The 19992-nt window shown below is 61.4% G+C and carries 18 protein-coding genes; 9 read left to right on the top strand and 9 right to left on the bottom strand.

Annotated features, from left to right (window positions below):
• The first annotated feature begins 11 nt into the window (after positions 1-11).
• Positions 12-509: a lactoylglutathione lyase family protein gene (locus tag I6L40_RS01135; RefSeq protein ID WP_042031906.1), complete on the top strand. Its 498-nt coding sequence runs from the start codon at positions 12-14 to the stop codon at positions 507-509.
• A 209-nt stretch (positions 510-718) separates the two neighbouring features.
• On the top strand, positions 719-2611 hold the full coding sequence (locus tag I6L40_RS01130; protein WP_071913785.1) for a methyl-accepting chemotaxis protein: 1893 nt from the start codon (positions 719-721) through the stop codon (positions 2609-2611).
• 69 nt (positions 2612-2680) lie between these two features.
• On the opposite strand, the gene I6L40_RS01125 is transcribed toward I6L40_RS01130, so the two are convergent.
• From I6L40_RS01125 to I6L40_RS01100, 6 genes are all read right to left on the bottom strand, one after another.
• Positions 2681-3145, bottom strand: coding sequence for a gamma-glutamylcyclotransferase (locus I6L40_RS01125; protein WP_216994883.1), 465 nt, complete (start codon positions 3143-3145; stop codon positions 2681-2683).
• Complete coding sequence (gene pcp / locus I6L40_RS01120; protein ID WP_216994882.1) at positions 3142-3786, bottom strand: pyroglutamyl-peptidase I; 645 nt, start codon at positions 3784-3786, stop codon at positions 3142-3144. Before pcp ends, I6L40_RS01125 begins: the two co-directional genes overlap by 4 nt.
• A 17-nt stretch (positions 3787-3803) precedes the next feature.
• Complete coding sequence (locus I6L40_RS01115; RefSeq protein ID WP_185228104.1) at positions 3804-4727, bottom strand: DUF979 domain-containing protein; 924 nt, start codon at positions 4725-4727, stop codon at positions 3804-3806.
• Complete coding sequence (locus tag I6L40_RS01110; RefSeq protein ID WP_216994881.1) at positions 4727-5422, bottom strand: DUF969 domain-containing protein; 696 nt, start codon at positions 5420-5422, stop codon at positions 4727-4729. The genes I6L40_RS01115 and I6L40_RS01110 overlap by 1 nt, the downstream gene beginning before the upstream one ends.
• Before the next feature lie 411 nt (positions 5423-5833).
• On the bottom strand, positions 5834-6346 hold the full coding sequence (locus I6L40_RS01105) for a lipocalin family protein (RefSeq protein WP_041209533.1): 513 nt from the start codon (positions 6344-6346) through the stop codon (positions 5834-5836).
• A gap of 17 nt (positions 6347-6363) precedes the next feature.
• The gene (locus I6L40_RS01100) at positions 6364-7266 is read right to left on the bottom strand and encodes an AraC family transcriptional regulator (protein ID WP_043850729.1); all 903 of its coding nucleotides are present in this window, start codon (positions 7264-7266) and stop codon (positions 6364-6366) included.
• A 157-nt stretch (positions 7267-7423) separates the two neighbouring features.
• Between I6L40_RS01100 and yqhD the strand changes: the two genes are divergently transcribed.
• From yqhD to I6L40_RS01065, 7 genes are all read left to right on the top strand, one after another.
• Positions 7424-8587, top strand: coding sequence for an alcohol dehydrogenase (yqhD, locus tag I6L40_RS01095; protein WP_216994880.1), 1164 nt, complete (start codon positions 7424-7426; stop codon positions 8585-8587).
• A gap of 507 nt (positions 8588-9094) precedes the next feature.
• Positions 9095-10621 (top strand): Re/Si-specific NAD(P)(+) transhydrogenase subunit alpha, encoded by a 1527-nt coding sequence (gene pntA / locus I6L40_RS01090; RefSeq protein ID WP_042031897.1) that lies wholly within the window; start codon positions 9095-9097, stop codon positions 10619-10621.
• Positions 10622-10632: 11 nt separating this feature from the next.
• The gene (pntB, locus tag I6L40_RS01085) at positions 10633-12117 is read left to right on the top strand and encodes a Re/Si-specific NAD(P)(+) transhydrogenase subunit beta (protein WP_041209536.1); all 1485 of its coding nucleotides are present in this window, start codon (positions 10633-10635) and stop codon (positions 12115-12117) included.
• 98 nt (positions 12118-12215) lie between these two features.
• Positions 12216-12995, top strand: a complete 780-nt coding sequence (locus I6L40_RS01080) for an ABC transporter substrate-binding protein (RefSeq protein ID WP_071913795.1) — start codon at positions 12216-12218, stop codon at positions 12993-12995.
• A gap of 279 nt (positions 12996-13274) precedes the next feature.
• Entirely contained in the window at positions 13275-14561 is a 1287-nt protein-coding gene (locus tag I6L40_RS01075; protein ID WP_071913797.1) for a serine dehydratase subunit alpha family protein, read from the top strand.
• Between the two features lie 134 nt (positions 14562-14695).
• The gene (locus I6L40_RS01070) at positions 14696-16096 is read left to right on the top strand and encodes an L-cystine transporter (protein WP_042031893.1); all 1401 of its coding nucleotides are present in this window, start codon (positions 14696-14698) and stop codon (positions 16094-16096) included.
• 79 nt (positions 16097-16175) lie between these two features.
• On the top strand, positions 16176-17504 hold the full coding sequence (locus tag I6L40_RS01065; RefSeq protein ID WP_216994879.1) for a CoA-disulfide reductase: 1329 nt from the start codon (positions 16176-16178) through the stop codon (positions 17502-17504).
• Between the two features lie 72 nt (positions 17505-17576).
• Here the strand turns inward: I6L40_RS01065 and arnF are convergent, their stop codons facing one another.
• Genes arnF through arnT form a run of 3 tightly spaced genes read right to left on the bottom strand, consistent with a single transcriptional unit; the run spans position 17577 to position 19968 of the window.
• On the bottom strand, positions 17577-17984 hold the full coding sequence (gene arnF / locus I6L40_RS01060) for a 4-amino-4-deoxy-L-arabinose-phosphoundecaprenol flippase subunit ArnF (protein ID WP_216994878.1): 408 nt from the start codon (positions 17982-17984) through the stop codon (positions 17577-17579).
• Complete coding sequence (locus I6L40_RS01055) at positions 17981-18325, bottom strand: EamA family transporter (protein ID WP_216994877.1); 345 nt, start codon at positions 18323-18325, stop codon at positions 17981-17983. The genes arnF and I6L40_RS01055 overlap by 4 nt, the downstream gene beginning before the upstream one ends.
• Positions 18325-19968 (bottom strand): lipid IV(A) 4-amino-4-deoxy-L-arabinosyltransferase, encoded by a 1644-nt coding sequence (arnT, locus tag I6L40_RS01050; protein ID WP_216994876.1) that lies wholly within the window; start codon positions 19966-19968, stop codon positions 18325-18327. Before arnT ends, I6L40_RS01055 begins: the two co-directional genes overlap by 1 nt.
• Between the last annotated feature and the right edge of the window lie 24 nt (positions 19969-19992).

Genomic DNA, 19992 nt, shown 5'->3' with positions numbered 1-19992 from the left:
CAAGGTGACTTATGACTTACCCGCGCAACTTCTCCCACATCGGCATCACGGTGACTGACCTCGACAAGGCGGTCGAGTTCTATACCAAGGTGATGGGCTGGTATCTCATCATGCCGGCGACCACCATCAGCGAGGATGACTCCGCCATCGGCGTGATGTGCAACGACGTGTTTGGCCCGGGCTGGGGCTCCTTCCGCATCGCTCACCTCTCTACCGGCGACAAGATCGGCATCGAGCTGTTCGAGTTCCCCAACAGCGAGCAGCGCGAAAACAACTTCGAATTCTGGAAGACCGGGGTGTTCCACTTCAGCGTGCAGGATCCGGATGTCGAGGGGCTGGCGGCGCGCATCGTCGCGGCGGGTGGCAAGCAGCGGATGCCGGTGCGCGAGTACTACCCGGGCGAGAAGCCCTACCGCATGGTCTACATGGAAGATCCCTTCGGCAACATCATCGAGATCTACAGCCACAGCTATGAGCTGACCTACTCCGCCGGTGCATATCAGGGGTAAGTGACAGGCCGCCTTCGGGCGGCCTGCTGCTTTGTTGTGGCGATAGTCAGTAGCATGGAATAGCGATCTTGCTCACACGGATAGCGGCTTCTGTTGTTGATAGATGTAAAAGTATACAGATTCACTAAAGTCTGTTCAGAGAGTGGCCGATAGCCTCTATTACATCAGGGTCTTTCCCTGCTTCGTCACAACAACAAGGATCTGTCGTCATGACCCTCTCTTTGCGCGGCAAGCTGCTGGCAACCAGTCTCGGGGTGGTGCTGCTGATGGCATCACTGCTCGGCATCGTTGCCTTTCACACCCTCAAATCCCGCACCATGAGCGCCATCCAGAGCGAGGCGGTCAACTATGGTCACGCCTACTCGGTCGCCATCGGTGACTGGATGGCGGATCGCAAGAACACGGTGCACGCGCTGGTGAACCTGATCGCCGACAACCCGCAGGCCGAGCTGGTGCCACACCTGAAGCAGGCCTATACCTCGGGCGGCTTCGGCCTCACCTACTTTGGTTCGACTCAGGGGGTGATGACCCGCCAGGATCCTTCCCTCAACACCGGCAACTATGACCCGCGCGAGCGCCCCTGGTATCAGGATGCGGTGAAGGCGGGGCAGCTCATCGTCACCGCCCCCTATGTCAGCGTCACCATGCAGAAGCTGGTGGTGACCCTCTCCGAGCCGGTGCGCCATCAGGGCGAGCTGGTCGGCGCCGTGGGGGCCAACCTGGCGCTCGACAAGCTGATCGACGAGGTGCTGGCGATGCAGGTGCAGGGCGAGGGGTACGCCATGCTGCTCGACAGCAGCGGCCTCATCGTCGGTCACCCCAACAAGGAGCTGGCGCTCAAGCAGATTGGCGAGCTCTCCCCCGATCTGTCGGCGGCCACCTTCCAGCAGTGGGGCCGCGAGAACAACGAACTGCACGCCGCCACCCTCGACGGGCGCGACGTGCTGCTGGCGGTACAGCCGGTGCCGGGCACCGACTGGCTGCTGGCCATGGTGATGTATCGTGACGTGCTGGAGGCGCCGCTCGCCTCCCTTCTGTGGCAGCTGGTGGGCCTGACGCTGGTGCTGATGCTGGTGTTCAGCGCCCTGCTCACCGCCATGTTCAAGTATCTGTTTGCCGATCTGGGCCGGGTGGCCGGTGCGCTGCATGACATCGCCCATGGCGAGGGGGATCTCACCGTCCATATCGACACCCGCAGTCAGGATGAGGTGGGTCAGCTGGCGCGCAACTTCAACCAGTTCGTGGCCCGGCTGCACGGCATCGTCAGCCGGCTGCGCGATGTCACCGTCGAGCTGGCTGCCCAGTCCCGCGCTCAGGCGGCCGGCGCCCACTCCCGCAGCCAGCGGGTGCGTCAGCAGCAGGACGAGATCGTGATGGTGGCGACCGCGGTGACCGAGATGGCCTCCGCTACGCAGGAGATCGCCGGCAACGCCGAGTTTGCCGCTACCACCTCCGGCGAGGCGGTCAAGCTGGCGGTCGCCGGTCAGTCGCAGGTCGGCCAGAGTCAGCGCAGCATCACCGGGCTCGCGGATGAGGTGGCTGATGCCAGCCAGATCATCAACGAGCTGGATGCCCACGCCCAGAAGATCAGCGGCATTCTGGCCACCATCAGCGGCATTGCCGAGCAGACCAACCTGCTGGCGCTCAACGCGGCCATCGAGGCGGCGCGGGCCGGTGAGCAGGGCCGCGGCTTTGCGGTGGTGGCGGACGAGGTGCGGGTACTGTCGCGCCGCACCCACGACTCCACCGACGAGATCCAGCAGATGATCGAGACCCTGCAGCAGACCACCCGTCGCGCCGTGGGGGGCATGGAGACCAGTCGCCAGCTGGCGGGCACCAGCGTCGAGGATGCGGAGTCCGCCAACCAGAGTCTGGCGCGGATCAACGAGGCGATCGGCTCCATCAGCGACATGGCGACCCAGATTGCGGCAGCGGCCGAAGAGCAGACCTCGGTGACCAGCGAGATCAGCCGCAACACCGAGAATATCCGCCACGTCTCGCAGGAGCTGGCCGAGCAGGCCAATCAGGAGGCGGCGCAGGCGGCCGAGCTGAAGGCGCTGACCGAGCGGCTGGAACAGGAGATCGGCCGTTTCCGGCTCTGATCCTCAGGCCATCTTCCATGAAAAAGGGCAGCCCGCGGGCTGCCCTTTGTTATTTATTGTCGCTGACCGTCAGGCGGCGCTCTCCAGCTGCGCCAGATGGAAGGCACGCCAGTTGCCGTCGGGCAGGTAGTGTTTGCCCTGCTGCCACTTGGGATCGTGCTGCACCACGTAGCGGTAGTGGTAGGCCTGCTGCTGGCCGACATAACGCCCCTGCGCCGGGTCGAAGATCTCCACCTCGATGAGCTGGCGCAGATATTCGCTCTGGGGATCATCCTCGCCGTGGAAGTTCTCCATCTCGTCGAGCGCCGCGATGGCGGCAGGGAAGTTGTCCAGCACAAACAGCTCGCCATAGACCCAGTCATCCCCCTGCAGCAGGGCGGGGTAGCCCTTGTGCTGCAGGTGATAGAGGGCGCCGCGCACCCGGGCGCGTCGCGGCGTCTGGCTAACGTGGTGAGCCAGATAGCGGCGGTAGTTGAACAGCCCGTCCATCAGGCTGCCGTAGACGAACAGCGGGCGTGGCTGGCAAAGGCTCATGAGATCTCGCCGCCCACGACCTTGATATCGCCATCCTGCTGCAGCACCACCGCCTCGATGGCCAGCGCCAGCGCGCGGGTAATCTCGCTCATGGCGAGGCTGGGCTGGTTAACCTTGTCCGCTACCTGCTCGGTGATGTAGGGAACGTGGATAAAGCCGCCGCGCACCGCCGGGAACTCTTTCTCGATCAGGTAGTGCAGCTGGTACATGATGTGGTTGCAGACGAAGGTGCCGGCGGTGTTGGAAACCGCCGCCGGAATGCCGTTCTCCTTGATGCGCTGCACCATTCCCTTGAGGGGCAGACGGGAGAAGTAGGCCGGTGCGCCATCGGCCTGAATCACTTCGTCGATGGGCTGCTGCTGCTCGTTGTCGGGGATGCGGGCATCGTCGACGTTGATGGCGACCCGCTCCGGGGTAATGGCGAAGCGGCCACCCGCCTGACCGACGTTGATCACCACGTCGGGCTGATGCTGGCGCATCAGCTCCGCCAGCAGGGTGGCTGACTTGCCAAAGACGGTGGGGATCTGCGCCTTGATCACGGTGGCGTCCAGAATGGTCTCTGGCAGGCGTTTGACCGCCTCCCATGCCGGGTTGATGGGCTCGCCGCCGAAGGGGTCAAAACCGGTAATCAGTACTTTCATCATCTTCTCCCGAATGGTCAGAATGCCCAGAAATACATGAGTGCGATATGGATCAGCACCAGCGTCAGCGCCATCGGCACCTGCACCTTGATCACCTTGTTGAGATCCTTCATCTCCAGCAGGGCAGCGGGCAGGGCGTTGAAGTTGGCAGCCATGGGGGTCATCAGGGTGCCGCAGAAGCCGGCGGTCATCGCCAGCGCACCGGCCACCACCGGGTCACCGCCCTGGGCGATGACGAAGGGGATGCCGATACCGGCGGTGATGACGGTGAAGGCGGCATAGGCGTTGCCCATGATCATGGTGAAGACCATCATGCCGAGGCAGTAGGCCACCACGCCGACGAAGGGGCTGCCGACCGGCACCACGGTGGAGATGCCGTGGGAGATGACATCGCCGACGCCGGACTTGTTGAAGATCACCCCGAGCGCGGCCAGCAGTTGCGGCAGAATGCCGGTGATGCCGACCTGCTGGATCATCCGGTCGGAGTCTCCCACTACGGTAGCGGGGGTGGCACGAGTCAGCAGGACCGTGATGACGAAGGCGATGACCGCCGCCAGACCTATACCCACCTGACCGCCAAGGGGGGTGAACTGGGCGATCACCACCGCCAGCACGGCCAGCAGGATGCAGGGGAGGAAGATCCGGTTGCCGATGCGGTTGGCGTGGCGCTGGGACTCCTCCTCGCTCGCCTGCTCCAGCTTGCCGATCTTCACCTGCTTGAGCAGGGTGATGACCCCCATGGCGAGGATCAGCACGCCATTGATGACATTGGGGATGTAGCTGCCGAAGGCGAACAGCACACCCAGAATGGTCCAGAACAGGGCGGTACCGATCTTGGCCGGGTGGTTGGGGTCACGCAGGACGCGCCAGGCGCTGCTGAACAGGATGACGCCGATCAGCACATAAAAGAATTCAAGCATGTTGGGGATGAGGGTTGCCATTATTGTTGCCCCTCCTTGTCGCTGCTCACGGTATATGTCTTGGCCATCTGACGGTCAAACCACATATTGGAAATAGCCACCATCAGCAGGGCGATAATGGCGATTGGCATGGATGCCTTGGCAATATCGACGGCAGAGACGCTATATCCAAGAGATTCAAATGTACCGACGATCAGCAATACCCCGGCGGAGGCGACGAAGGTATTCTGGGCAAAGAAGTTGCCGTAGTTTTCGGTGGCCGAAACCCGCGCCTTGATATATTCCTCGTCCTCTTCGCTTAATTTTCCGTGCACCTTGGTGGCGGCTGCCTGAGTCATGGGGTTGACCAGCGGACGAATAAATTGGGTATGACCCTGAACCCGTACCGAGAAGAGACCGGCCAGTTCGCGGATAAACATATAGAGGGTCATGAACTTGCCCGGGGTGAGCTTCTTGATCCGCTCGATCAGGGTGACTGCCTGCTGTTTGAGGCCGTAGCGTTCACAGATGCCGATCATCGGCAGGGTCAGCAGAAACAGCGTCACCATGCGGTTGGAGACGAAGGCTTCCCCCAGCAGGGAGAGGCAATCGGTCATGGAGAGACCGGAGACCTGCGCCGTGGTGACGGCGGCCACCAGTACGACAGCCAGGGTGTCGAGTTTGAAATAAAAACCCAACAAAATAATAAGAATGCCGCTCAGTTTAATCCATTCCAATTAGCCACCTCGTTAAAGTGAATATTTATGTGTAATTTTTGGTAGCCGAGTTGTTTATCACCAGACTCCGGGGATGGCAACAAATAATCACTTTGGTGGGATTCGTTTGGTTTTTAATTACGTTTTGCTGTTTGTTTATTGCTCTCTGGTCAATGGTGAATCCCGTTATTTTGACGCTATTTCGTTTCACCTTAATCAGCTGTGGCAATGATTGCCGGTGCCTGTGTGGCAAGGCAGAACTGACAATATGGCTATTATTTGTTGCGTTATTTGCAGGGCCTGATGCAGCTTCGCAATATATTGGCAACAACCAACCAGCGGTATTTTTATGGCTGCGAAGGTGGGGGCTGGGTATTCACTGAAAAGGAAAAACAAGCCGGTGGCGAAGGCGTTTCGCCACCGGTAGCGGGGTCAATGACTCTGTTTGACCCAGATAAGCTGGTCGGTGGCAAAGCCCAGCGACTTCGCCTTGGCGACCAGCGCATCCACCTTTGCCTTGGGCGGGTTGGGTGAGCGGGCGAGGATCCAGAGGTAGTCGTGGTTGTAGCTGGTCACCAGCGAGAGCTGGTAATCGGGATCGAGATCGATGACGTTGTAGCCGCCGTAGAAGGGGCCGAAGAAGCTCACCTTGAGCCGTGCCTCGTCAGGGCTGCCGACGAAGTAGGCCTTGCCCTCGGCTTCGCGCCAGCTGCCATCGCTCTGCTTGCCGCGGTTGAGCACCTTGACGCCGCCATCGTCCCGCAGGCTGTAGGTGGCACTCACCTGCTCCAGCCCGCGCTCGAAGCCGTGGTCGAGGCGGGCAATCTCGTACCAGGTGCCGAGATAGCGGTCGAGCTGGAAGCCGGTGACGGGGCGGATGCCGTCGGCGAGGCCGGTGCAGGCCGTCAGCAGCCAGACGGTAAACAGACAAAGCAGTGAACGCATAGGTAATCCCTCTCTCGTTATCCCTCTATGATGCGAAGCTGGCCATCCCGAAAGCGGGAGGCCTGATCTGTCGGCGTGCTGCCGAAGAACCGTTTGTACTCCCGACTGAACTGGGAGTTGCTCTCGTAGCCGACTCTGGCGGCGGCCGCCCCCGCCTTGATGCCGTCGTGCAGCATCATCAGACGCGCCTTGTGCAGGCGAAACGACTTGATGTACTGCAGCGGCGAGGTGGCGGTGACCGCCTTGAAGTGGTGGTGAAAGGCGGAGACGCTCATGTTCACCTCCCGCGCCAGCTCCTCCATGGTGAGGTTGTCGGCGTAGCGCTGCTCTATCATACGCAGCACCCGGGCTATCTGGCCCACATGATTGTGGCGGTTGGCGAGCGCCTGCAACGCCGGGCCGCCCCCCTCGGTGAGGGCGTGAAACAGCATCTCCCGCACCGTTTGCGGCCCCAGCACCTTGGCGTGCAGCGGATTGTCCATCAGCTCGATCAGCCGCTCGGCGGCGCAGAACATGGTCTCCGACAGGGGGACCGAGTGGACGCCGCTCTTTTGCGGAGCGGGGGCGGGCAGGGCATCGCCCAGCTCAAGCAACAGCTCCTGCAGGATGACCAGATCGATCTCGATGGAGAAACCGATCAGGGGCTGCTCGGGGGAGGCGAAACACTCGCACTCGCAGGGCAGCGGCAGGGTCATCAGCAGGTAGTGGTTGGGGTCGTAGCGAAATACCTGATCCGCCAGATAACCCACCTTGTGCCCCTGCAGGATCACGATCATCCGCGGCTGGTAGAGCACCGGAGTGCGGCCGTGGTACTCGGTGGTGTAGATGAGATTGACCTGTTTCACCGGAGACGGGGAGATGCCGGGGGTGGTGACGTGGCGGGCCACTCTGGCGGCGAGGTCGCTGTAACGGTTTTGCATGGGGGCTCTTTGATCCGTCTGTTCCAGTTTTCGCTGCTTTGTAGAAATAGGCAAGAATCAAGCAGGATGTTGTCTTGATGGTAGGGTTGTTCTGGAGAAAAATGCAATCACGATTTCGCGGCCAGGCCGCCCTGACTATCAGAAGAAGGCAATGTCGATGAACAACTTTACTCTCCATACCCCGACCAAAATCCTGTTCGGCCAGGGGCAGATCGCCCAGCTGTGCGACCAGCTCCCGAGCGATGCCCGCGTCATGATCACCTACGGTGGCGGCAGCGTGGTACGCAGCGGTCTGCTGGAGCAGATCCGCAGCGAACTGGCTGGCTTCACCCTGTTTGAATTTGGCGGCATCGAGCCCAACCCGGCCTACGAGACCCTGATGGGGGCCGTGGAGCTGGCCCGTGCCGAGCAGGTCGATTTTCTGCTCGCCGTTGGCGGCGGCTCGGTGCTCGATGGCACCAAGTTTATCGCCGCTGCCGCGCACTACGATCCGGCCAGGGATCCCTGGCACATTCTCGAGACCGTCGGCAGCGAAGTGCGCTCCGCCATCCCGCTCGGTTCGGTGCTGACCCTGCCGGCGACCGGTTCAGAAATGAACATGGGTGCCGTCATCACCCGTCGCAGCAGTGGCGACAAGGTGCACTTCTTCTCGCCGTTCGTGATGCCGCGGTTCGCCGTGCTCGATCCGGTGCTCACCTACACCCTGCCCGAGCGTCAGGTGGCGAACGGAGTGGTGGATGCTTTCGTCCACATCGTGGAGCAGTACCTCACCTATCCGGTCAACGCCAAGGTGCAGGATCGCTTCGCCGAAGGCTTGCTGCTGACCCTGATCGAAGAGGGCCCCAAGGCGCTGGCCGAACCGCACAACTATGAGGTGCGCGCCAACATCATGTGGAGTGCCACCATGGCGCTGAACGGCCTGATCGGTGCCGGTGTGCCGCAGGACTGGGCCACCCACATGCTGGGTCACGAGCTGACCGCTCTGCACGGCCTCGACCATGCCCAGACTCTGGCGGCCGTGCTGCCCGCCCTGCTGCAGGCCAAGCGCAAACAGAAGCATGCCAAGCTGCTGCAATACGCAGAGCGGGTATGGGGTCTGCGCAGCGGCAGCGAAGCGGAGCGCATCGACGATGCCATCGCCGCGACCCGCGACTTCTTCGAGCGGATGGGGGTCAAGACCCGGCTGCGCGACTACGGTCTGAAAGATCTGGGTATCGATACCCTGATCGGCAAGCTGGGTGAGCACGGCATGAGCCGTCTGGGCGAGCACGGCGATATCGATCTGGTGCAGAGTCAGCATATTTATGAAGCTGCCTGGTAAAAGCCCCGGATCGGGCGCCAACCGGCGAAACGATTGAATATCGAGGGCCGCCTCCTGCCAGCTGGCGGGAGTGCGGCCCTGTCATTGTTGTGAAATTGTTATTTTTCGGCCTTTGCCGCAGCCGTACAGAGCTCCGGCGCATTTCGTAAGAACAAAAAACGCTAAGATAGAGAGCCGGTGAAACATTTTTTTTGACTGGTTGGATCACTTTTTTCAGCCGTTTTTACTGGTATAAGCCTCTAATTTGGTTTGTTTTTTTTAATCCTCGGCGGGGATGGGCTGAAATCTGTACGCGTGCTGTCGGGCGTGCGGTTGTAATAAAACTCCAAAATTTGATACTAATCACCTTCGCGCCTGAAAAGCGGGGGCCTGACCATGACAGGAGGTTGAGGTAAAGCCTACTGATTTTCATAACAAAGAGCCCAAGACCTGCACTTTGGTCATGTCTTGTTTCGCCAGAAATGAGACACTGGGCAGCGATTGTTTATTAACCATCAGGGAATAGTCATGCAGATTGGAATACCGAGAGAGAGTCTCGTCGGTGAGACCCGGGTCGCAGCGACTCCGGCTACCGTCGAGCAGCTGAAAAAGCTCGGCTTCGAGGTCGCCATCGAGACCGGCGCAGGCCTGTCGGCCAGCTTCGATGATGCCGCCTTCGAGGCTGCCGGTGCCAGCGTGGTGCCGAATGTCTGGCAAGCCGACCTTATCTTCAAGGTCAATGCGCCGACCGATGCCGAGATCGCACAAATTAAAGATGGCGCCACTCTGATTAGCTTCATCTGGCCTGCCCAGAACCCCGAGCTGGTCAAGAAGCTGTCCGAGCGCAACATCAATGTAATGGCGATGGATATGGTGCCGCGGATCTCCCGTGCCCAGTCCCTCGATGCCCTCTCCTCCATGGCCAACATCGGTGGCTATCGTGCCGTCGTTGAAGCTGCGCACCAGTTCGGTCGCTTCTTCACCGGCCAAATCACCGCAGCCGGTAAAGTGCCGCCTGCCAAGGTACTGGTGATCGGTGCCGGCGTAGCCGGTCTGGCTGCCATCGGTACTGCCGGTTCCCTCGGTGCCATCGTGCGTGCCTTCGATACCCGTCTGGAAGTGGCCGAGCAGATCGAGTCCATGGGTGGCGAGTTCCTCAAGCTGGACTTCGGCGGCGAGGATGGTTCCTCCTCCGATGGTTACGCCAAAGTGATGAGCGAAGAGTTCATCAAGGCCGAGATGGAGCTGTTTGCCCAGCAGGCCAAAGAGGTGGACATCATCATCACCACCGCCCTGATCCCGGGCAAGCCGGCTCCGAAGCTGATCACCAAAGAGATGGTCGACAGCATGAAGCCGGGTTCCGTCATCGTGGACATGGCAGCTCAGGCCGGCGGCAACTGTGAATACACAGTGCCGGGCGAACTGCATGTCACCGCCAACGGCGTCAAGGTGATTGGTTACACCGATCTGCCGGGTCGCCTGCCTGCCCAATCCTCCCAGCTCTACGGTACCAACCTGGTCAACCTGATGAAGCTGATGTGCAAGGAGAAGGACGGCAACGTTGCCATCGACTTCGAAGACGTGGTTCAGCGCAACATGACGGTGATCCAGGCCGGTGAAGTGACCTTCCCGCCGCCCGCCATCTCCGTCTCTGCTGCCCCGCAGAAACCGGCCGCCGCCAAACCGGCCGCCAAGAAGGAAGAGGCCAAGCCTTCCAACAAGAAGTTCGTGTTCGGTGCCCTTGGCATCGCCGCCTTCGGCTGGATTGCGTCCGTTGCCCCGGCAGCCTTCCTCTCCCACTTCACCGTATTCATCCTGGCCTGTGTGGTCGGTTACTACGTGGTGTGGAACGTCTCTCACGCCCTGCACACGCCGTTGATGTCGGTCACCAATGCCATCTCCGGCATTATCGTGGTCGGTGCCCTGCTGCAGATCGGGCAAGGGTCGACTCTGGTTACCGCATTGGCCTTCATCGCCGTGCTGATTGCCAGTATCAACATCTTCGGCGGCTTCACCGTCACTCAGCGCATGCTGAAGATGTTCCGTAAGGATTAAGGGGGTTTAACGTGTCTCAAGGACTGGTAACAGCATCCTATATCGTTGCCGCCGTGCTCTTCATCCTCAGTCTCGCGGGACTGTCGAAGCAAGAGACGGCCAAACATGGCAACCTGTTCGGTATCGCGGGTATGGCCATCGCCCTGATCGCGACCGTGTTCAACCCGGAGACCAGTGGCGTTCACTGGATCATTCTGGCCATGGTGATCGGTGGTGCCATCGGCGTGCGTCTGGCGCTCAAGGTCGAGATGACCGAGATGCCCGAGCTGGTGGCCGTGCTGCACAGCTTCGTGGGTATGGCGGCAGTGCTGGTGGGCTTCAACAGCTTCATCGATCTGCACCCCTCCGCACCTGCTGAAGTGGTTGTCTCCGTTGGTTCCAACCTGGATGCCACTCTGGCAGCCGCCCGTGCGGCGTTCGAGCAGGCAGCCAGCGTTGCCCAGGTCGAGCACCTGACCGGCGCCATGCTGAACATCCACCTGGTCGAGATCTTCCTCGGCGTCTTCATCGGTGCGGTGACCTTCACCGGTTCCGTGGTGGCGTTCGGCAAGCTGCGTGGTCTCATCTCCTCCAAGCCGCTGATGCTGCCGCACCGCCACAAGCTGAACCTGCTGGCTGTGGTCGCCTCTCTGGCCCTGATGGTCTACTTCGTCAACGCCGGTGGCTCCACCTTCGCCCTGCTGGTGATGACCCTGATCGCCTTCGCCTTTGGCTGGCATCTGGTTGCCTCCATCGGTGGTGCCGACATGCCGGTCGTGGTCTCCATGCTGAACTCCTACTCCGGTTGGGCGGCAGCGGCGGCGGGCTTCATGCTCTCCAATGACCTGTTGATCGTCACCGGTGCGCTGGTGGGTTCCTCCGGTGCCATCCTCTCTTACATCATGTGCAAGGCGATGAACCGCTCCTTCATCTCCGTGATAGCCGGTGGCTTCGGCTCCGATGGCGTGGCCTCCACGGCTGATCAGGAGATGGGCGAATACCGCGAAACCAGCGCCGAGGAAGTGGCTGACCTGCTGAAAAACTCCAGCTCTGTCATCATCACCCCGGGCTACGGTATGGCGGTGGCACAGGCTCAGTATCCGGTTGCCGAGATCACCCAGAAGCTGCGTGACCGCGGCGTCAAGGTGCGCTTCGGTATCCACCCGGTTGCCGGTCGTCTGCCTGGCCACATGAACGTGCTGCTGGCGGAAGCGAAAGTACCGTATGACATCGTGCTGGAAATGGACGAGATCAACGAGGACTTTGCCGATACCGATACCGTGCTGGTGATCGGTGCCAACGACACCGTCAACCCGGCTGCGATGGAAGACCCGGGCAGCCCGATCGCCGGCATGCCGGTGCTGGAAGTGTGGAAAGCGCAGAACGTCATCGGCTTCAAGCGCTCCATGAACACTGGTTATGCCGGTGTCCAGAACCCGCTGTTCTTCAAAGAGAATACCCAGATGCTGTTTGGCGATGCCAAGGCCAGCGTCGAGGCAATCCTGAAAGCACTGTAAGTGCCATTCAGAGATGGGATATCAAGGAGGCTTCGGCCTCCTTTTTTATTGCCCATCCCTTGTATATCCTCAATCCATACGGACCATGAGGGATCTCCATGATGTGGTGTCAGGGTTGGCGAAGGATCGGGTGTTACGGTTGGTTGCTGGCCTCGCTGTTTGGTGCCGGTTTGGCGGCTGCGGCGGACAAACCGCCGACCCTGACGCTGCTGACCGAGCTGTGGCCGCCCTACGTGATGCGTGATGATGGAGGTCGACTGGTGGGAGCCGATCTCGATCTGGCTTGTACCGTGCTGCAGCAGCTTGGCTATCGCACCGAAATCAGGGTGCTCCCCTGGAAGCGGGTATTGCAGCAGGCGATGCTGCGCGAAGGAGATGCGGTGATCGACATCTTCTATGCCGAGGCTCGCAAGAGCTGGCTCTACTATCCCGATGAGCCGCTCTCCTACAGCGGCGAGGTGCTCTTCTATCCGGTTGACCGCCCGCTCCATGTCACCCGGCTGGCCGACCTCAAGGGGTTGCGGGTCGGCATTCAGGCCGACTATGCCTACAGTAAATCCTTTCTGACCGATACCGGGGTGATCCGGGTGCCGATGACGGGGGAGGGGAATGCCGTCAAGCAGCTCCACCTGATGATGGCGGGCAGGCTGGACGGGGTGGTGCTCAACGAGCTGGTCGGACGGTATCTGCTGCACACCCAGGGGCTGCAGGATCAGGTGAGCCACGGCTCCTATATGTTGACCGACGATAGCCGCAACTTTCTCGGATTTACCCACAAACCCGGCCACGATCAGCTGGCTATCCGTTTCTCTGCCGCCCTGAAACTGTTCAAGCAGACCCCCGCCTACAAGCAGCTGCTGGCCCGCTATCACCTCTAGGCGGGCCCGCCCGCTGTGCGTTGCCTCACAATTTGTCGCACTTTGTTAAAAGACGGGCATAATGGCGCTGAAAAAAGCGATATTGCGCAACTTAATTTGATTTTATTGATATTAGAATCAAATTCAGTTGATTTGCATGGAGCTGCCATCAGGCGGCTACCTCTCTCGCGACGCCGTTGCGGCGCGCCCCGAATTGATGCTGACCCCCGGTCACCCTTTTTGCCATGCTGTTGCCTGTGGCGATGACAGGCATTGCGCCACCAAGATGAGATTGCACAGATGAAAGCACAATGGACCGACTTTATTACCCTGCTCAAGCGTGAAGTGGTGCCGGCCCTTGGCTGCACCGAGCCGATGTCGGTCGCCCTGGCTGCGGCCAACTGCCGCAAGCTGCTGGGGCAGGATCCGACCCGTATCAGTGTCTGGGTCAGCGGCAACCTGTTCAAGAACGGCATGGGAGTCGGGGTGCCGGGCACCGGCATGATCGGCCTGCCGGTGGCCGCTGCGGTCGGCATCACAGGGGGCAACCCGGATGCCGGGCTGGAGGTGCTCAAGACTCTCACGTCAGAGCAGGTGGAAGCGGCCAAGGCGCTGCTGCCCGCCATCAAGGTGGACGTGAAGGATGTGCCGGACGTGCTCTACGCCGAGGTACTGGCCGAGGTGGAGGGCCACAGCGCCCGGGTGGTGATCTGTACCGACCACACCCGCATCATCCTGATGGAGAAGGATGGCGAGGTGCTGATGCAGCAGGACAACGCTCCCGGCGTGCAGATCCAGCCAGCCAAATCCGCCAAACCGACCATGACCCTGCGCGAGATCGTCGATTTTGCATTGGAAGTGCCGCTGGCGGAGATCGACTTCATCCGCGAGGCCGCCACCATGAATCAGGCGCTGGCAGATGAAGGGCTGCAGGGTTACGGCCTGCGCATCGGCAAGATCCTCACCGAACAGGTGGAGCGCAAGCTGCTCTCCGATGACCTGATGACACTGGCGATGCGCCTCTCCTCCGCTGCTTCCGATGCGCGGATGGATGGCGCCATGCTGCCCGCCATGTCCAACTCCGGCTCCGGCAATCAGGGTATTGCCGCCACCATGCCGGTGGTCGCGGCGGCCCGCTTCCTCAAGGCGAACGACGAGCAGCTGACCCGGGCGCTGGTGATGAGCCATCTGGTGGCCATCTACATCAAGACTTACCAGAACAAGCTGTCGGCTCTCTGCGCCGCCAGCACCGCCGCCATGGGCTCCGGCGCGGCCATCACCTGGCTGCTGGGCGGCCAGTTCGAGCAGATCAGCCACTGCATCAACAACATGATTGGCGATGTCTCCGGCATCATCTGTGACGGCGCCGGCAGCGCCTGCTCCATGAAGGTCTCGACCTCGACCTCGGCGGCGGTGAAATCCTCGCTGATGGCCATCAACAACCTGCATGTGCCCCAGAGCGAGGGGATCGTCTCCGACGATGTGGACCAGACCATCGCCAATCTGGGCCGGCTCTCCAAAGAGGGGATGCTGGATACCGATATCGAGATCATCAACATCATGCGAGCGAAACAGCAGAAGCCATAAGTTTGTAAAACAAAGGGGGCTCAGACCCCCTTGTTTATGTCGTGACGGGTCAGGCCGTCAGACACGGTTGCCAGGGCATGCGTCGTGCTTGCTCTTGTTTCCCGGGCATTGCCCGCTTTTTGGGGGGTCATCTCATGACACTTAGCGTTATCGGTAATCTGGCCATTGCGGCCTTCTTGCTGTTCTTCCTCTATCGGTTGCAGCAAAAACATGTGAGCTTCACCCGCCGGGTGTTTGCCGGTCTGGGGCTGGGTATCCTGTTCGGGGCCGCCCTGCAGCTGCTCTACGGAGCGGGTTCTGCGGTGATTGGCCAGACCATCGACTATCTCGATATCGTCGGTAGCGGCTATGTGAAGCTGCTGCAGATGATCATCATCCCGCTCATCATGGTCTCCATCATCAGCGCCATCCTCAAGCTCAACGGCGGTACCGCCCTTGGCAAGATCAGCGCCATGACCATCGGCGTGCTGATCTTCACCACCGCCATCGCCGCCGGGGCTGGCATCCTGATGTCCAACCTGTTTGGTCTGACTGCGGAAGGACTTACTGCCGGTGCTGCGGAAAGTGCTCGTGGAGCTGCGCTGCAGAGCACCCTCGGCAGCGTCGAGAGCATGTCCTTTGCCAAGATGGTGCTGGAGTTCATTCCGGCCAACCCCTTCCTCGACATGACCGGCGGTCGCAAGACCTCCACCATCGCCGTGGTGATCTTCTCCATCTTCATCGGTCTGTCGGCTACCGGCATTGCCCGCAAGAAGCCGGAGATCTTCGCCAGCTTCAGCCACTTCATCGCCGTGGCCCACGCCATCGTGATGCGGATGGTGACCCTGGTGCTGCGCCTGACCCCGTTCGGTGTGCTGGCCCTGATGACCAAGGTGGTATCCGGTTCCAACTACGCTGACATCATCAATCTGCTCAGCTTCGTGATGGCCTCTTACGGCGCGATTGCCATCATGTTCGCCGTGCACCTGCTGCTGGTCGGCATGGTCGGCATCAACCCGGCTCGTTTCCTGAAGAAGATCACGCCGGTGCTGGCGTTTGCCTTCACCTCCCGTACCAGTGCGGGCTCCATCCCGATGAACGTGCAGACCCAGACCAAGTCACTGGGTATTCCGGAGGGGATCGCCAACTTCGCCGCCTCCTTCGGTTCCACCATCGGCCAGAACGGCTGTGCCGGTATCTATCCGGCGATGCTGGCTGTGATGATTGCACCGACAGTCGGGGTCAACCCGATGGACCCGAGCTTCATCATGACTCTGATCGCCATCATCACCGTCAGCTCCTTCGGGGTGGCCGGGATTGGCGGCGGCGCCACCTTTGCCGCGCTGATCGTGCTCTCCGCGCTGGACTTCCCGGTGGCGCTGGCCGGTCTGCTCATCTCCATCGAGCCGCTGATCGACATGGGCCGTACCGCGCTCAACGTCTCCGGCTCCATCACCGCGGGCACGGTTACCAGCCGCCTGCTGGGGGAGACCGACATGAACGTATTCAACAGCGATCACGAAGTGAGTCTGGACGGCGAAGAGTCCACCATCTGATCCGCTGCGGGAGGGGCAACCTTCCCGCCATCAACCACAGGGAGGGCATGCCCTCCCTGCGTCATTGACAGGAGCAACTATGAGAATCGTGATCATCGGTGGCGAAGCCGCCGGTATGAGTGCGGCCGCCAAGGCGCGTCGACTGGTCAAAGAGGCCAAGATCGTGGTGTATGAGGCATCCGAGGTGATCTCCTTCGGTGCCTGCGGCCTGCCCTACTTCGTCGGCGACGAGTTTCAGGAGCCCGGCTACATGGCCGAGTTCACCCCGGAGCAGTTCGCTGCCAAGGGGATCGAGGTCAAGATTGGCCACCGGGTGCTGAGTCTGGATGCTGCCGCGCAGACGCTGACAGTCGAGCACAACGGCGACACCTTCACCGATCGCTACGATCGGCTGATGATCGCCACCGGCGCCCGCGAAGTGATGCCACCCATCCCCGGCTTGCAGCAGGAGGGGGTATTCGGTCTGCGCCGGATGGCCGACGGACTGGCGCTCAAAGCTGCGGTACAAGACAAGAAGAATCGCCGCGCCGTGGTGATCGGTTCCGGCTTTATCGGGTTGGAAGTGGTCGAGGCGCTGGTACATCAGGGCAAAGAGGTGCGTCTCATCGAGCTGGCGGATCGGGTCATCCCCGATGCGTTTGATGGCGAGATCACCCAGCACATCGAAACCGAGCTGCGCGAGCAGGGAGTCTCTCTCCATCTTGGTGAGCGGGTCGAAGCGCTGCAGGGGGATGGCCGGGTGACCGGCGTGCGTACCAGCCAGGGCGAGTACGAGGCCGATATCGTGGTGGTCTGTACCGGGGTCAAGCCCAACACCGAGTTTCTGGCCGATACCGGCATCGAGCGGCTCGGCAACGGCGCCATCAAGGTGGATCGTCAGGGGCGCAGCTCGCTGGCCAACGTCTGGTCGGCCGGTGACTGTGCCAGCGTCTGGCACGCCGTGAAGCAGCAGCAGGTCTATGTGCCGCTCGCCACCATCGCCAACAAGCTGGGGCGCATGGTAGGCGAGAATCTGGCGGGTGCCGAGCAGGAGTTCCCGGGCACCCTCGGCTCTGCGGCACTCAAGGTGCTGGGGCTGGAGGCGGGCCGTACCGGCCTCTCCGAGCAGGAAGCCAAGGCGATGGGGATCGACTATCGCACCGTGGTGATCAAGGACAAGTGCCACACCAACTACTGCCCGGGTCAGTCCGACATTCACGTCAAGCTGGTCTACGAGGCGGGCAGCAAGCGGCTGCTGGGTGGCCAGATCCTCGGTCGCAAGGGGGCGGTACACCGCATCGACGCGCTGGCGGTGGCCATCACCATGGGAGTGACCACCGAGCAGCTCGGCATGCTGGACTTTGCCTACGCGCCACCCTTCTCCCGCACCTGGGATGCCCTGAACGTGGCTGGCAACGTCGCGAAGTAACAGGCGCTGACCATGCGGAAAATGAGAAGAGGCGGCACAGGGTGCCGCCTCTTCTTTTTGTTTAAAGCTGCCTTAGGGATCGGCTGGGGGATATTGTCGCTCCGGCTTGCCTGTCGCCGGTTTGCTGCCGACCAGCACGGCGCCGAAGAAGATAAGCGCAACGCCTGCCGCCTTGCTCGCCACCAGCGGTTCGGCAAAGGCCGGCATGCTTACCGCCAGCAGATAGACCAGCCCGTAACTGGTGCTGAGCAACGGGTAGGCGATATTGAGCGGGGTGGAGTGCAGCGCCGCCAGCCAGCAGAGCAGCGACAGCCCGTAGCAGAGGATGCCGATGACGATGGTGAGGAGCGGCAGGGGGTGAGCCAGCATCACGGCGGGATCGGCTTGCCACTCAGGGAGGCTTATCGCCCCCCACTTCATGCAGAGCTGCGCCACTGTAACCAGCACTATGCTGCCCAGTACATAGAGATAACCCTTCATAGCAGACCTCCCAGCAGCAGGGCGCCGACAATGATGGCGGCAGCCCCCAGCCAGTTGCGGCTGCTCACCGGTTCGCGGAAAAAGAGGTGCGAGCCGAGCAGCACCAGCACCAGATTGAGGCTGAGCATGGGGTAGGCCATGCTCAGCGGCAGCCGCTGCAACAGGTAGATCCAGAGCAGCATGCCGCAGCCAAGGGCTGCAATGCTCCCCAGCAGCCAGGGAGAGGCGAGCTTCTGCCAGTGGCCGTGCGGCGTGCGTTGCCAGCTGATGACCGCCCGCTTTTGCAACATCTGGCCCGCACTGGTGAGGAGGCTGACCAGCAGGAGGAGCAGGATATCCATCAGCGATTCCCGTGGTAGACGAGCAGGGTGAAGCGGTGGCTGCGGATGGTCTGGTCTGCCGGGGGCAGCGCAGCGATCTCCTCGTCATCATCGGTGCGCAGCAGCAGGGCGACTTGCCCCTCCTGGCGAGCCTGTGCCAGCCAGTTCGGGAACTCCTCTTGCGTGACATAGCGCCCCTTGCCCTGCGGATAGCCAAGGCCATATCTCAGCTCGCCCATGCTGTCGAACAGGTTGACCTCGCTGCGCTTGGTCTCCCAGGCGATGGAGGACGCGGCACCCACCTCGTTGGCCAGCAGGGTGTGGGATTCCATCAGGATCTCCCGGTTGGCCTTGATGAAGTGCTCCGGCAGTTTGGAGTCCACCAGCGATAACGGCAGCGCCAGCGGCAGGGCTACGGCCAACACCATGGGGCAGAGGGCGCTCAGCTGCCAGCTGCGGACGGGTGCCACCAGCTGGATAAAGCCGAGCAGCGACCAGCTGGCGAAGATCGACATGGCAATGGCCAGCTTGCCCATCTCGTAGCGGCCGTAGACCGCATGTTGGGGCGAGAAGGCCAGTACCGCCAGCACCCCTACGCATATGAGACCGAACAGGCCGTTGATCCAGGCGTTGAGGCGAAATGGCTGATCGCGACCATCCCTGAGGGCATTGACCGCGCTGTTGGCGAGCAGGATGGCCAGCGGGGCGAAGCAGGGCAGGATATAGGTGAGCAGCTTGCCCTTGGCGATGCTGAAGAAGATAAAGGGCAGTACCAGCCAGGCCAGCAGATAGAGAGTCTGCGGGCCGACCTTGCGCTCCTGCCACCCCTGCTTCAGTGCGCCCGGCAGCAGCCCCAGCCAGGGCAGGGTGCCGAGCAGTCCCATCGGCAGGTAGTACCAGAAGGGGGACTTGTGCTGGGCATCTTCCGAGGCGAAGCGCTGGATGTGCTCAATCCAGAAGAAGTAGTGCCAGAAGTCCGGCTCTCGCTGATGAATGGCGATGGCCCAGGGGGCGGCCAGCAGGACTGCACTCAGGATGGCCAGCGGCCCGAAGCGCACCAGTTCGAGCAGGCGTCCCTGGGTCAGCATATATGGGACCAGCACGATCACCGGTACCGCCAGCGCGATAAAGCCCTTGGTGAGGAAGCCCATGCCGCAGGCGAGACCAAACAGCAGATAGCCCGCCATCCTGCGGCCGGGCGGCCCCTCCTGCCGGATGAGGTAGAAGCTCACCATGGCGGCGTTGAGCCAGAGGGTCACCATGGCGTCCAGCACGCTGTAGGTGCCGATGCCGTAGACGATCAGGGTCGAGAGATAGATGAGGCTGGCGAACCACGCCTTGCGCCGGCACTGCCAGAGCTGGAGGGTAAACCAGAAGACCAGCAACGCGCTCAGCCCGGTCGAGGCGGCCGAGGCGAAGCGGACGGCAAAGTTGCTCTCGCCGAACATCAGCTGGCTGAGGCTGTTGAACCAGTAACCGGCGATGGGTTTCTCGAAGTAGCGCAGGCCGAGGAAGTGGGGCACCACCCAGTCACCCGTGGTGACCATCTCCCGGCTGATTTCGGCGTAACGGTTTTCGTCCGGGCTCCACAGCATCCGCTGGTTGAGCGGCAGCAGGTAAAAGAGCAGAAAGAAAAGGGGCAGGGCCCATCGGGTCATCTTCATGAGATCCTCGGTTGCAATCTGGTG

Origin of the sequence: Aeromonas sp. FDAARGOS 1410, from assembly GCF_019048745.1 — a bacterium.
Lineage (GTDB): Bacteria > Pseudomonadota > Gammaproteobacteria > Enterobacterales > Aeromonadaceae > Aeromonas > Aeromonas jandaei.
The sequence above is the reverse complement of the archived record's forward strand: the minus strand, read 5'-3'. Positions and strand labels throughout refer to the sequence as shown.

Excerpts from the sequence above, each read along its gene's own strand:
- I6L40_RS01135 (WP_042031906.1), top strand. The coding sequence starts at position 12 with ATGACTTACCCGCGCAACTTCTCCCACATCGGCATCACGGTGACTGAC.
- I6L40_RS01130 (WP_071913785.1), top strand. The coding sequence starts at position 719 with ATGACCCTCTCTTTGCGCGGCAAGCTGCTGGCAACCAGTCTCGGGGTG.
- I6L40_RS01125 (WP_216994883.1), bottom strand. The coding sequence starts at position 3,145 with ATGAGCCTTTGCCAGCCACGCCCGCTGTTCGTCTACGGCAGCCTGATG.
- pcp (WP_216994882.1), bottom strand. The coding sequence starts at position 3,786 with ATGAAAGTACTGATTACCGGTTTTGACCCCTTCGGCGGCGAGCCCATC.
- I6L40_RS01115 (WP_185228104.1), bottom strand. The coding sequence starts at position 4,727 with ATGGCAACCCTCATCCCCAACATGCTTGAATTCTTTTATGTGCTGATC.
- I6L40_RS01105 (WP_041209533.1), bottom strand. The coding sequence starts at position 6,346 with ATGCGTTCACTGCTTTGTCTGTTTACCGTCTGGCTGCTGACGGCCTGC.
- I6L40_RS01100 (WP_043850729.1), bottom strand. The coding sequence starts at position 7,266 with ATGCAAAACCGTTACAGCGACCTCGCCGCCAGAGTGGCCCGCCACGTC.
- yqhD (WP_216994880.1), top strand. The coding sequence starts at position 7,424 with ATGAACAACTTTACTCTCCATACCCCGACCAAAATCCTGTTCGGCCAG.
- pntA (WP_042031897.1), top strand. The coding sequence starts at position 9,095 with ATGCAGATTGGAATACCGAGAGAGAGTCTCGTCGGTGAGACCCGGGTC.
- I6L40_RS01080 (WP_071913795.1), top strand. The coding sequence starts at position 12,216 with ATGATGTGGTGTCAGGGTTGGCGAAGGATCGGGTGTTACGGTTGGTTG.
- I6L40_RS01075 (WP_071913797.1), top strand. The coding sequence starts at position 13,275 with ATGAAAGCACAATGGACCGACTTTATTACCCTGCTCAAGCGTGAAGTG.
- I6L40_RS01070 (WP_042031893.1), top strand. The coding sequence starts at position 14,696 with ATGACACTTAGCGTTATCGGTAATCTGGCCATTGCGGCCTTCTTGCTG.
- I6L40_RS01065 (WP_216994879.1), top strand. The coding sequence starts at position 16,176 with ATGAGAATCGTGATCATCGGTGGCGAAGCCGCCGGTATGAGTGCGGCC.
- arnF (WP_216994878.1), bottom strand. The coding sequence starts at position 17,984 with ATGAAGGGTTATCTCTATGTACTGGGCAGCATAGTGCTGGTTACAGTG.
- I6L40_RS01055 (WP_216994877.1), bottom strand. The coding sequence starts at position 18,325 with ATGGATATCCTGCTCCTCCTGCTGGTCAGCCTCCTCACCAGTGCGGGC.
- arnT (WP_216994876.1), bottom strand. The coding sequence starts at position 19,968 with ATGAAGATGACCCGATGGGCCCTGCCCCTTTTCTTTCTGCTCTTTTAC.